At 71.2% G+C, this 12,157-nt stretch carries 12 protein-coding genes; 8 read left to right on the top strand and 4 right to left on the bottom strand.

Annotation, left to right across the window (positions count from 1 at the left end):
• Positions 1 to 4 precede the first annotated feature (4 nt).
• On the bottom strand, positions 5 to 238 hold the full coding sequence (locus ACZ58N_RS13880) for a helix-turn-helix transcriptional regulator (protein ID WP_471158699.1): 234 nt from the start codon (positions 236 to 238) through the stop codon (positions 5 to 7).
• 483 nt (positions 239 to 721) lie between these two features.
• Here ACZ58N_RS13880 and ACZ58N_RS13875 point away from each other — a divergent pair, with 483 nt between their 5' ends.
• The 3 genes from ACZ58N_RS13875 to ACZ58N_RS13865 all read left to right on the top strand — a co-directional run bounded on the left by ACZ58N_RS13875 (position 722) and on the right by ACZ58N_RS13865 (position 2,905).
• On the top strand, positions 722 to 1,195 hold the full coding sequence (locus tag ACZ58N_RS13875) for a hypothetical protein (protein WP_471158697.1): 474 nt from the start codon (positions 722 to 724) through the stop codon (positions 1,193 to 1,195).
• A gap of 149 nt (positions 1,196 to 1,344) precedes the next feature.
• A complete protein-coding gene (locus ACZ58N_RS13870) occupies positions 1,345 to 1,656 on the top strand; it encodes a hypothetical protein (RefSeq protein ID WP_471158695.1) in 312 nt (103 codons plus the stop codon).
• Entirely contained in the window at positions 1,580 to 2,905 is a 1,326-nt protein-coding gene (locus ACZ58N_RS13865) for a tyrosine-type recombinase/integrase (RefSeq protein WP_471158693.1), read from the top strand. Before ACZ58N_RS13870 ends, ACZ58N_RS13865 begins: the two co-directional genes overlap by 77 nt.
• On the opposite strand, the gene ACZ58N_RS13860 is transcribed toward ACZ58N_RS13865, so the two are convergent.
• Positions 2,902 to 4,233, bottom strand: a complete 1,332-nt coding sequence (locus ACZ58N_RS13860) for a sulfatase family protein (RefSeq protein WP_471158691.1) — start codon at positions 4,231 to 4,233, stop codon at positions 2,902 to 2,904. The two genes, ACZ58N_RS13865 and ACZ58N_RS13860, sit on opposite strands and share 4 nt — an antisense overlap.
• A gap of 224 nt (positions 4,234 to 4,457) precedes the next feature.
• Entirely contained in the window at positions 4,458 to 4,994 is a 537-nt protein-coding gene (locus tag ACZ58N_RS13855; protein WP_471158689.1) for a hypothetical protein, read from the bottom strand.
• A 516-nt stretch (positions 4,995 to 5,510) separates the two neighbouring features.
• On the opposite strand from ACZ58N_RS13855, the gene ACZ58N_RS13850 reads away from it, so the two are divergent.
• Complete coding sequence (locus ACZ58N_RS13850; RefSeq protein WP_471158687.1) at positions 5,511 to 7,238, top strand: glycoside hydrolase family 71 protein; 1,728 nt, start codon at positions 5,511 to 5,513, stop codon at positions 7,236 to 7,238.
• 125 nt (positions 7,239 to 7,363) lie between these two features.
• Positions 7,364 to 8,512: an aminotransferase class V-fold PLP-dependent enzyme gene (locus ACZ58N_RS13845; RefSeq protein ID WP_471158685.1), complete on the top strand. Its 1,149-nt coding sequence runs from the start codon at positions 7,364 to 7,366 to the stop codon at positions 8,510 to 8,512.
• Here the strand turns inward: ACZ58N_RS13845 and cobF are convergent.
• Positions 8,499 to 9,251, bottom strand: a complete 753-nt coding sequence (cobF, locus tag ACZ58N_RS13840; RefSeq protein ID WP_453434073.1) for a precorrin-6A synthase (deacetylating) — start codon at positions 9,249 to 9,251, stop codon at positions 8,499 to 8,501. The genes ACZ58N_RS13845 and cobF overlap by 14 nt on opposite strands.
• 18 nt (positions 9,252 to 9,269) lie before the next feature.
• Here cobF and ACZ58N_RS13835 point away from each other — a divergent pair, with 18 nt between their 5' ends.
• The 3 genes from ACZ58N_RS13835 to ACZ58N_RS13825 are packed head-to-tail and all read left to right on the top strand — an operon-like array spanning position 9,270 to position 12,156.
• Positions 9,270 to 10,025: a (Fe-S)-binding protein gene (locus tag ACZ58N_RS13835; RefSeq protein WP_471158682.1), complete on the top strand. Its 756-nt coding sequence runs from the start codon at positions 9,270 to 9,272 to the stop codon at positions 10,023 to 10,025.
• A complete protein-coding gene (locus ACZ58N_RS13830; RefSeq protein WP_471158680.1) occupies positions 10,022 to 11,539 on the top strand; it encodes a lactate utilization protein B in 1,518 nt (505 codons plus the stop codon). The genes ACZ58N_RS13835 and ACZ58N_RS13830 overlap by 4 nt, the downstream gene beginning before the upstream one ends.
• Positions 11,536 to 12,156 carry a LutC/YkgG family protein gene (locus tag ACZ58N_RS13825; RefSeq protein WP_471158678.1) on the top strand — a complete coding sequence of 207 codons (621 nt, stop codon included), beginning with the start codon at positions 11,536 to 11,538 and terminating at the stop codon, positions 12,154 to 12,156. The genes ACZ58N_RS13830 and ACZ58N_RS13825 overlap by 4 nt, the downstream gene beginning before the upstream one ends.
• Position 12,157 lies beyond the last annotated feature (1 nt).

Genomic DNA, 12,157 nt, shown 5'->3' with positions numbered 1-12,157 from the left:
GCCGCTAAGCGGCAGAGGCGACGGGCTTGCGGTTCGTGCGACCCTGGCTGTGGAGCCAGGCATCCAGCACTGTCAGCTCGTAGGCGAGCTTGCGGCCCACCGGGTACGACTTCGGCCCGTAACCGGTCTGGCGCCACTTGTAGAGCGTCGTCAGGGCGATTCCGATGTAGGTAGCAGCCTGGTCGGACCAGAGACTGCCCTCCGGCGGAGCGACGTACTTACGCGGGCGGTACTTCACTATTCACTCCAGTCGTGGGTGATTCCGTGGACGAATCGTCCCCGTTTGGGGACGGTGAGGGTGCGAAAAGGACCAGCAGTGCCACGCCGACGGCCTCCGCGATGGAGTGTGCGTCGTCCACGGATGCTGTTCTCTGCCGTCCGGTGAGGAGTCCGCCTATCAGTCCGGCCGTACACCCGGCGGCTTGCGCCAGGGTTCGAACGGAGTAGGGGGCCCCGCTCCCGGGGTGGTCCATGACCCATCTGAGGATGCTCCGGTCGCGTATCGCGTAGCGGCGGCTCAATGGATCTCCAGTGAGATGGAGTTGCTTTGACTGAGATGAGCTAACCATACTCGGGACGCTCTGTCCACAAATCAGGACGGCCGGATCTGGAGTTTTGGCAAAGAACCCGGCTAGGTAGCATGGGTCTGTAGACGATTCGTCTGTAATCCGGGATGGTTGCACTGCCTGACCTGCGTCTTTCTCGGTCGAAATGGGCAGCAGTGGAGACGGTCGACTTGAACGTGGATGGAGAGGGTGACGACATGACGGTGCCTGCAGCCGCCGCAGACTTCGATGCGGGCGGTTCCGCCGACCCCGCCGGCGCCCTGTCGCGCCTGATCCTCGGGGCGCTGGACGAGGGCCTCTCCTATCAGCAGCTCGCCGATCGCGCCGTCGACCCCAAGGGTGCCGCCACGGTCTCCAAGCAGTACCTGCAGAAGCTCGCCAAGACTCCGCCGGCCAGTCCGCCCAACCCGGCGCAGCTCCGTGCCATCGCTGTCGCCCTGCGCAAGTCGGAGCGGCGCGTCAAGGAGGCCGCGGCCGAGCAGTGGCTGGAGTATGAAGCCCTGGAGCTTTCCGGCTACGACGAAGACGTCCGGATCATCGTCGGGCACCTCGCCGGCAAGTCGAAGGCCGAGATCCGCCAGTGGCGAGCCATGATGGAAGCCGCGGAGCAAGCCAATCGCGAAGACTGACAACTCGTCAGTAGATTCGCATCACGGTCAAGAGAGCGCATACATCTTCGCTTCAACCAATTGTGGTCGATCCCGGGCAGTCGTAGTCTTCACCCACCGTGCACATCTGGTCGCACAGGCACCAGGGGTGCAGACCTCGGGGAGGACGCATGCTGCAAGTCACCTATGAACTCGCGGACTTGGGACACGGCATGCCGGTCGAGGTGAGAGAAACGCGAGGGACCATTCGCGTGCGCATCGACCGGCAGGCGACCCTTGAGGAACTCGTGGCCGCCCTCAACCCGGTCGTCAGTGAACTTCTGGCGGGCGGCCAATGGTTCCAGCTGTGGAAGGGTGAGATCGTCACCATCGACTCGCCCCAGGATCCGCGCGACGGAGGCACCATTGCCCGGCTACATCGAGGACCGTTGGTACAAGAAGGGCCCCGCCGATCCGAGGACGGGCAAGCCCACGCGGGTTGATACCGACCGGCACGGCAAGGGCAAGCGATGGCGAGTGGCAGGGATTCCCGGCGTTCGCGACCGCAGCTTCGAGAAACTCGAAGGCCCCGAGGGCGCCAAGAAGTGGCTCAAGGACTCGGCGACCGACACGAACCGCGGGATGTTCTACGACCCGCGCGACGGCAACATGCTCCTGGAGGAGTACGTCACCGAGTATTGGTGGCCCAACCTTCGACTGCCGCCGACCACCAAGAACAGTATGAAGCCGCGCGTCTTCCGGCACATCGTGCGCCACGTGGGCCATCTCCCGCTGAACCGGATCGGGCACGATGAGATCCGTTCCTGGCTGACGCGCGTCGAGAAGGACATCGACGTCAACACCGTCCGCACCACCTGGCGGCACTTCTCGTCCATCATGCAGGCCGCGCACAAGGCCAAACGGATCGCCGACAACCCGTTCAGGGACGCCGATCTGAACGCTCCGGCTCCCACGAAGTCGAAGGCGAAAGCCTGGCCCATTGAGCGAACCGCCGCTGTGCGGGAGGAACTGGGGGAGCGGTACGGCATTCTCGTCGACCTCGCCGTGGGCGCCGGTCTCCGGCAGGGCGAGTGCTTCGGGTTCTGTCCGGACGACATCGACGGCGACGAGATCAGCGTGACGCGACAGGTCGTGCTCGTCGGGCATCGGCCGGCGTTCGCGCCGCCCAAGGGCAACAAGACGCGGACCGCGCCATGCCCGCCCGAACTCGCCGCGGCCGTCGAGCGGTACGGCAAGGCGTTCCCCACGGTGGAGGTGACGTTGCCGTGGATCGATCCGACGCGGCCCAACTTGGAGTGGGAGAAGCGGCCGAAGCGGACAGTACGTCTACTAGTAACTACCCCCACGACGTCGGGGGCCAACGGTGGCGCGCTCACGCGGATGACGTTCGACGACCACCAGTGGAAGCCGGCGCTGGTTCGGGCCGGGGTCATCGCGGAGCCCGAGAAGGAGATGGTGCAGGGGAAGGGGAAGAGGCCCTGGCAGCGTGTCATCTGGGCCATGCCGCGCGAGGACGGGTTTCACGTCACCCGCCACACCTTCGCCTCCGTGGTGCTGGCTGCTGGCGAGACCATCACGCAGCTGGCAGCATGGATGGGGCACAGCGATCCCGCGTTCACGTTGCGGACCTACGTGCACTTCATGCCGAAGTCCGGCAAGAAGGCGATGGTTGCGCTGGGTAGCTGGATGGCAGCCCCGAAGGCGGAATCGGTTCCTGAGGACCCCTCTTAGTAAGTGGATCTCCCCAGATTCCGCCCAGACCTAGAACGAGAAGGGCCCTGACCTAAGTTATCCCAGGTCAGGGCCCATTCGGTTGGGAATCTGTCGTAGTACTCGGTGTACTGCTTGTCCTTGGCCACGTACGAGGCCCAGGTCTTCGGCCCGGTCCCGCCCGTGCCCTGCTTCCACCACTGGACCAGCAGGTGGTCGCGGGAGGCGGTGCCGAGCAGGGACTGGCCGTCCTGTCCGGCGGGCCGCGGGATCCCGGCGGCGTCGAGGAGGGTCGGCGCGATGTCGATGTTGGCGACGATCCGGCCGTCGGTGGTTCCGGAGCCGAGCCCGCCGGCCGGCCACGACAGGTAGAACGGCACTTCGTGGGCGGGGGAGTAGGGCACCGACTTCTTCAGCCAGCCGTGATCGGCCCACGTGTAGCCGTTGTCACCGGTGAAGACGACGAGGGTGTTCTCCAACTGCCCCGTCGCGGCCAGGCGGGCACGGATCGCCTCGACGGCGTCGTCCACGGACAGCAGACTCCGCAGCTGGCGCGTGCGCAGCTCCCGCGCGTCGTCGAGGGTGCCCGTGGCGTTGCGGATGTACGCCGGCTTGTCCGAGCGGTCCGCCTCCGGGACGGAGGGGCGGCCGTTCCACGCGGGCACGGGCGTTTCGGCGTACTTGGGAGCCGGCACGTTCGGCGCGTGCGAGGCGTACGGGGTGACGTACGCGAACCAGGGCCGGTTGTCGGTGGACGCCCTGTCGATGAAGTCGAGGGTCCGGTTCTTGACGATGTTGGTGGTGTAGCCGTCGATCCGCTGCACGGTTCCGTCGACGTTCCAGCGGGCGTCGTTGTAGCCGGGTTGGAGCAGGGCCCACTCCTCGAAATGCGGCGGATTGTCCTCCAGCGCCCAGGAGTTGAGATACTTGCCGAACAGCCCGGTGCGGTATCCGGCCTGCTTCAGGTGGCGCTGAACGGTTGTGGACTGGTCGAGGCTGTGCGAGGCCGCGTTGTTGCGGACGCCGTGATGGTGTGCGTGCTTTCCGGAGAACACGGACGAGCGCGAGGGCGCGCACAGCGGGGTCGCCGAGTGGCCGTCGGTGAAGGTGACGCCCCGGCCGCCGAGCCAGGCGATGGTCTTCGGGAGGGCCCACTCGGTGTGCTTGGGATGGTCGTCGGTGACGATCAGCAGGATGTTCGGCCGGGCGGCCGACGTCCCGGAACCGGTCGGTGCGGCCTGCGCGAGGCCGGCGGGAGCCGCCGCGGTGGCGGCGACGGCGGCGGCGCCGGCGAGGAAGCCGCGCCGGCCGACCGCGCCGGCGCGGGGCGTGCTGGGGTGCTCGCTCACGAGGGTCTCCTGTACGTGCGGGGGCGGGATGACGTACGTACCGGGTTTCGGAGCGGGCCGAAGCCGCGCCGAAACCCGCAGGTCAGACCCTAGGAGTCGAGGTCGCCGCACTCAATGGACCCCGCATGTCGGTGCCGTGGCAGTGCTGTGGCGGCAGTGTGGCGCGGGTGTACCGCGCGGGTGAAGGCCGTACCGGCGGGGTGGACGCCGGGCCCGCGGTCCCGTCAGAGCCGGTGCACCCGGCCCTGGCCGACGGCGAGCGGGTACCGTCCGGCGGCCAGTACCCGCAGTCCGGGCGCGACGTCGAGCAGGGCGCGGAGCCACATCAGGGTCCGCGGGGCCAGCCGGTCGCAGTCGTCCAGGACGAGGAGCATGTCCCGCTCCGCGAGCCATGAGGCGGCGTTCGCCGTGCCGCACGGCAGGAAGGGCATCCCGGGCAGGCAACCCAGCGCGTCGACGAGTTCGCGGACGCTGCCGTCGTGCCGGACGGCGATGACGGCGGTCCCGTCGCAGAAGTTCGACGCGAGTCTCAGGGCGATGTCCCGGACCAGCAGGCTGCGCGGTTGGCGGAACCGTCCCGTGACGGTGAGGACCCGCCCCCGGCGCACGGCGGTGAGCAGGCCGGACAGCTCGGTGGACGTGGTCGGCAGCAGTGTTCCGGCGGATCCGGCCATGCCGGACGCCCTGGATTCCCCCATCGGCACGATGCCCCCCATTGCATGCGTGACCAGGTGCGGCCACAGGGATGCTTCGAGCCGCATGCCGACGATTATCCGCCAATTCCACTGCATCACCAGGGGAATGTCGCATTCCGTCGAAGGTGTGTGCGGAGCCCGGCGCGGGTTCCGTGGGGGAGGGAGTCCCCGAACCGCCGTGGCTCCACCCGCGGTTCGTACGTGCCCGCGGTCGGCAGGATGGTGGAGTGCCCGTAGACGGCCGCCGGCAGGCCCGCGGGCGTCGCCCGGTCGCCGCCACCGGCAGGTCCGGACCACCGGCCGGACCATGCGGGGGACCCTCGCCCCACCGACTGCCCTGCCGCGGTGCAAAGCGTTGCGGACGCGTGCCCGCGACCCCGCCCGGGCGCCACCGCGCGGGCGTGCCAAGTCCCCCGGAGCCGGGCGTGCATGAGCCCCGGCAAAGCGGTCGGCGTAGTTCCCGTGGTCCCGGTGACGTACGTACGGAGCCCCGGCTTCAGGGGAACGGTTGTCCGGGCGACGGGAATCGGCTCTACTGCTGAGCAACCCCGTCGGCGGGGCATATTCCAGGGAGGGCCCACCATGAGAGCGGACCGGCGAGCCGACCGGCGCACGGACGGGCGGCCACGACCCTCAGGGCACCGTCGGCGCCGCGGCGGGCGGGGCCTCAAGGCCCTCCTGGCCCTGCTGCTGTCCGCCTTCTTCCTCGTCGGCGTCTGCGCCGCGACCGGCATCGCCTGGGATCCCTTCGCGGCGGGCGCCACCGAGCAGGACGCGGCGCCCGACATCCACGTGCCCTGGTCCACCGGGCCGGACGGCCCGGCCGCCCCCGAGGCCTCCGCCACGCCCGAGCCCGAGCGCACCGAACCCCGCGACGACGCCGCGCCGGGCACCACACCACCCGCCGGTGACGGGGGACAGGCCGGCGCGGCCGACGCGCGTCCCCCCGGCGCCCTCCCCTTCGACCTGCCGCAGCCGGCCGCGCTGCGCACCGGCGCCGCGGGCCGCAAGCTGGTGTTCGCCCACTACTTCACCCCGTACCCGCTCTCCCTGGACAACGCGAGCGCCGACGGCGACTACTACACGCGCAACTACCTGAACCCGGACGGGGAGAGCGGCAAGCACGAGCGCTACGGCGGCCTGCTCCGCGACCGCCCGTTGCCCGTCCAACCCAAGGAGGGCAACTGGGAACTGGCCAACCTCCGGCAGGAGGTGCGCACCGCCCGGGACGCCGGCATCGACGGGTTCACCCTCGACATGCTCTCCCTGAGCGGAAAGAACTGGGAGCGGTCCAACCTCCTGATGGAGGCGGCCCGGTCGGTGGACCCCGGCTTCAAGATCATGCTCATGCCCGACATGACCTCGCTGAAGACGGACGACCCCGCCGTGCTCGCCGACGCCGTCGCCGCCCTCGGCAAGTCCCCCGCCGCGCACCGCCTCGCCGACGGCCGGCTGGTCGTCTCCCCGTTCAAGGCCGAGGCCAAGGACGTGGGCTGGTGGACCAGGTTCATCGAAACCCTCCGCAGCAAGCACGGCGTCCGTACCGCCTTCGTCCCGCTCTTCCTCGACTTCGGCGCGCACAACGGCGGGTTCGCCCCCATCAGCTACGGCTTCTCCGAGTGGGGCAGCCGCTCCTACGTCGGCCAGGAGAGCACCAGCCGGGACGTGGACCGCGCCCACGACCTGGGCAAGATCTGGATGCAGCCCGTGTCGGTGCAGGACGCCCGCCCCAACCAGGGCATCTACGACGAGGCCGGCAACACGGCGACCCTGCGCTCCACCTGGACCCACGCCATCGACGACGGCGCCGACTGGGTGCAGCTGACCACCTGGAACGACTACTCCGAGGGCAGCCAGTTCGCCCCGTCCCTGCACAACGGCCACACCTACCTGGACCTGACCTCGTACTACCTGACCCGGTTCAAGACGGGCAGTTGGCCCCAGGTCGTCCGGGACACCCTGTACCTCACCTCCCGCACCCAGTTCGCCTCCGCCGACCCGAGCGGCGACCAGTCGCTGGTGATGAACCTGCGCAAGGGCAGCGCCGCCCCCCGGGACACGGTGGAGGTGCTCAGCTTCCTGAAGGAGGCGGCGACGGTCCGGACCTCCGTCGGCCCGACCCGGGACGAGCACCGGGCCCCGGCCGGCGTCCACGCCGAGCTGCTCCCGCTGAAGCCCGGCACCAGTTCGGCCGAGGTGGTCCGCGGCGGCCGGGCCGTGACGGAGGTCGATCTGCCCTACCCGGTCGAGCACAAGGTGGAGGTCCAGGACCTCCAGTACTACGCGGCGACCAGCGGCCGGGGAACGTAGCCCCGCCCCCCCGGCGGGGCGCCGCGGGCCACTTTGCCGGTATTGGCCTTTCGCGGGCGGGCGCGTTCCCTGCATGATCCGGATGCCGCGCACGCCGCGCGCGCCGCACCCGACCGGAGGTACCCGTGACCGAGCCGTCCGCCCCGCCCGCCTTCCCCGACGGCCCGGCCCTCTTCCGGCTGGACCCGGCCGTCGCCCACCTCAACCACGGCTCGTACGGTGCGGTCCCGATCCCCGTGCTGGACGCCCAGGAAGCCCTGCGCGCCGAGGCCCACGCCGACCCCGACGCGTTCTTCGCCTCCGTACCCGACCGGTTGGACGCGGCCCGGGCCCGGATCGCGGCGCACCTCGGGGCGGACCCCGCGGGCATCGCCTTCATCTCCAACGCCACCGAGGGAGCCAACCTCGCCCTCGACGCGATCCCGCTCGCCGACGGCGACGAGATCCTCGTCACCGACCACGGCTACGGCACCGTCGTCGATGCCGCCGCCCGACGGGCCCGCGTCACCACCGTCACCCTGGACCCGTTCCTGCCCGACGAGGACGCCGTGCGCGAGGCGGTGCTCGCCGGCCTGACGCCCCGTACGAAGGTGGCCCTGCTCGACCACGTCAGCTCGCCCACCGCCCGGCTGATCGCCGGCCCCCGCCTCCTCGCCGACCTCGCCGCCCGCGGCGTCACCACAGTCGTCGACGGCGCCCACACGCCCGGCATGCTGGCCCGGCCGATCGCCTCCGGCGCCGACTTCTGGTTCGGGAACCTGCACAAGTGGGGGTACGCCCCTTCCGGCAGTGCCGTCCTCGCCGTCGCGCCCGCCCACCGCTCCCGGGTCCGGTCCCTCACCCCGTCATGGGAGGACCACCGGGGCTTCCCGCTGTCCGTCGAGTACCGGGCCACCGTCGACTACACGGGTTGGCTCGCCGCCCCCGAGGGCCTCGACCTCCTGGAACGGCTCGGCGCGGCCGGGGTACGGGCCCACAACCACGCCCTGGCCGCCTACGGGGCCGGGCTCCTCGCCGAGGTTCCCGGGCTCACCCCGCTGCCGTGGACCGAGGGCCTCCCGCTGCGTTCGCTGCTGCTGCCGCCCGGCACCGCCGAGACCCAGGACGACGCCCGCGCGATGCGGGAGGAACTCGCCGCCAAGCTCCGTGCGCGCGTCCTGATCTGGGCCCGGCCGGGCGGCGGCGGCCTGCGGGTCTGCGGCCAGATCTACAACCGCGCCGAGGAGTACGAGCGGCTCGCCGCGGCGCTGCCCGCCTACCTCAGGGGCGCCTGAGCAGGTAGGTGTCCATGATCCACCCCTTGCGGGCGCGGGCCTCGGTCCGCAGTTCCTCGATCCGCCCGGCCACCTCGGCCAGCTTCCCCGAGACCAGGATCTCGTCCGGGGTGCCGACGTAGGCACCCCAGTAGATGAACAGGTCCTGGTCGAGGTGCGCCGTGAAGGCGTGTCGGGCGTCCAGCATCACCACCACGTCGTCCACGTCCTGCGGCCAGCCCTCCGCGAGCCGGCGGCCGGTGGTGATCTGCACCGGCCGCCCGACCCGGTTCAGGTTCGTCCGGTGCCGGGCCAGCAGCGCGGACACGCTGCTGATGCCCGGCACCACCTCGTGCTCGAACGCCACCCGCCCGTGCTCCAGCACCTCGTCGAGGATCGCGAGGGTGGAGTCGTAGAGCGAGGGGTCGCCCCACACGAGGAACGCCCCCGTCTCACCCTCCGCGAGGTCCTCGGCGATGAACCGCTCGAAGATCTCGGCCCGCGCGCTGCGCCAGCCGTCCACGGTCGGGGTGTAGTCCGAGGGGGTCCGGTCGCGGTCGGGATCGCGGCCCTCGACGAGCCGGTGCCCCGGACGGGCGTGCGCGTCGAGCATCGCGCGCCGCAGCCCCGTCAGGTCCGACTTCTCCTCCCCCTTCTCCAGGATGAGGAACGCGTCCGCCGCGCCGATCGCCCGAACCGCCTGGAGGGTCAGGTGGTCCGGGTCGCCCGCGCCGATGCCGATCACTGAGAACTTCTTCACGCGGCTATTCTGCCCGTCATGCGTGTCGCCCTGTTCGTCACCTGCGTCAACGACGCGTTGTACCCGCGGACCGGCATCGCCGTCGTCCGTCTCCTGGAGCGCCTCGGCGTCGAGGTGGACTTCCCCGCGGCCCAGAGCTGCTGCGGTCAACCGCAGTACAACACCGGCTACCGGCGGGAGAGCGAACCGCTCCTGCGCCGCACGGCCGAGGCCTTCGCCGGCCACCGGTACGTGGTCACCCCCTCCGGTTCGTGCGCCGCGATGATCCGCGGGCACTACCCGCGCATCGGCCGGGAGGCGGCCCGGGAGGGCCGGGGGAGCGGCCTGGCGGAACTCGCCGCCGGACTCGTGCCGCACGTGTACGAGCTCACCGAGTTCCTCGTGGACGTCCTCGGCGTCACCGACGTCGGAGCCCACTTCCCCCACACCGTCACCTACCACCCCTCCTGCCACGGCCTGCGGACCCTGGGCCTGGGCGAGCGCCCCCGCCGGCTGCTGGCCGCCGTCAAGGGCCTGGAACTCGTCGAGCTGCCCGGCGCCGAGGAATGCTGCGGCTTCGGCGGCACCTTCGCCGTCAAGAACGCCGACGTCTCCGCCGCCATGGGCGCCGACAAGATCCGCAACGCCCGTTCCACCGGCGCCGAGGTCCTCTGCGGTGCCGACAACTCCTGCCTCGCCCACCTCGAAGGCACCCTCCGCCGCGCCGGAGCCCCGCTGCGCGCCCTGCACCTGGCCGAGATCCTGGCCTCGACCGAGGAGGAACCGCTGCGATGACCCGCACCCCCGCCACCCACCTCGGCATGCCCTCCTTCCCCACCCCCTTCCCCGCCTTTCCCGAGGCCGCCCGCGAAGCCGTACGGGACGAGGTGCTGCGCGGCAACCTCCGGCACGCCACCCACACCATCCGCGACAAACGCGCCCGCGCCGTCGCCGAACTGCCCGACTGGGACCGGCTGCGCGCCGCCGGGAAGGCCGTCAAGGACCACACCCTGCGCCGGCTCGACCACTACCTGCTGCAACTGGAGGCGGCCGTCACCGCCGCGGGCGGCACCGTCCACTGGGCCGTCGACGCCGAAGAGGCGAACCGGATCGTGACCGACCTCGTCCTGGCCACCGGCGAACGGGAGGTCGTCAAGGTCAAGTCGATGGCCACCCAGGAGATCGGCCTCAACGAGGCCCTGGAGGCCGCAGGCATCGCCGCATACGAGACGGACCTCGCCGAACTCATCGTCCAACTCGGCCACGACCGGCCCTCCCACATCCTCGTCCCCGCCATCCACCGCAACCGGGGCGAGATCCGCGATGTCTTCCGCACCGAGATGGGCCGTTGGGGCCGACCGGCACCGCCGGACCTCGGTGACGACCCGCGCGAACTCGCCGAGGCCGCCCGCCTGCACCTGCGCGAGAAGTTCCTGCGCGCCAAGGTGGCCGTCTCCGGGGCCAACTTCATGGTCGCCGAGACCGGCACGATGGTCGTCCTCGAATCCGAGGGCAACGGCCGCATGTGCCTCACGCTCCCCGAGACCCTGATCTCGGTCGTCGGCATCGAGAAGGTCGTCCCCACCTTCCGCGACCTGGAGATCTTCCTCCAGACCCTGCCGCGCTCCTCGACCGCGGAACGCATGAACCCGTACACGACCATGTGGACCGGCACGGGGCCGTCCGAGGGCGCCGACGGGGACGGCCCCTCCGCCTTCCACCTCGTCCTCCTCGACAACGGACGCACCGACACCCTCGCCGACGAAACCGGCCGCCAGGCCCTCCGCTGCATCCGCTGCTCCGCCTGCCTCAACGTCTGCCCGGTCTACGAACGCGCCGGCGGCCACGCCTACGGATCCGTCTATCCCGGCCCGATCGGCGCCATCCTCAGCCCGCAGCTCCGCGGCACCGGCAGCGACATCGACGCGAGCCTGCCCTACGCCTCCACCCTGTGCGGCGCCTGCTACGAGGTCTGCCCCGTCGCCATCGACATCCCCGAGGTCCTCGTCCACCTCCGCGAACGCGTCGCCCAGGGCGGCCCCGTCACCCGCGACGGCGTCCGCGTACGGATCCGCCCGGTCCGCGGCCACACCGCCGAACGCGCCGCCCTGCGCGCGGCCCGCCTCCTGCTCGACCGTCCCGGCGCCCTGCGCGCGGGGGAGCGGCTGCTGTCCCGGGCCCGCCGGCTGCGCCCGCGCCGGCTCCCCGGACCCGGCCGCGCCTGGACCGACACCCGTGACCTGCCCGACATCCCCGCGGAGTCCTTCCGCGACTGGTGGACCCGAGAACGGGAGACCCCCCGACCGTGAGCAGCAAGGACCGCATCCTCGCCCGCATCCGCCGGGCCGCCTCCGGGCCCGACCCGGCCGTCCCCCGGGACTACCTCCGCGTCCACGGCGCCCGCACCCCCGCCGAGACCGCCGAGCTGCTCGCCGCGAACCTCACCGAGTACCGGGCGACGGTCCACCGCACCGACGAGGACGGCCTCCCGCCGCTGCTGGCGCGCCTGCTGTCCCGGCACCCGAGCGTCCTCGTACCGCCCGCCCTGCCCCCGCACTGGCTCTCCGCCGCCGATCCCACCCGGATCCACGACCGGGCCGCGTCCACCCCGCACGAACTGGACCGGGTCGCGGGCGTGGTCACCGGCTGCGCCCTGGCCATCGCCGAGACGGGCACGATCGTCCTCGACGGGAGCCCCGACCAGGGCAGGCGCCGCATCAGCCTGATCCCCGACCACCACGTCTGCGTGGTCCGCGTCCCCGAGCAGGTCGTCGACTCCGTCCCCCAGGCCCTCGAACGGCTCGACCCCACCCGCCCGCTGACCTGGATCTCGGGGCCCTCCGCCACCAGCGACATCGAACTCGACCGGGTGGAGGGCGTGCACGGCCCCCGCACCCTGGACGTCGTCCTCCTCGGCGCACAATAGG

The sequence above is a fragment of the Streptomyces sp. NPDC040432 genome, assembly GCF_055595445.1.
The sequence above is the reverse complement of the archived record's forward strand: the minus strand, read 5'-3'. Positions and strand labels throughout refer to the sequence as shown.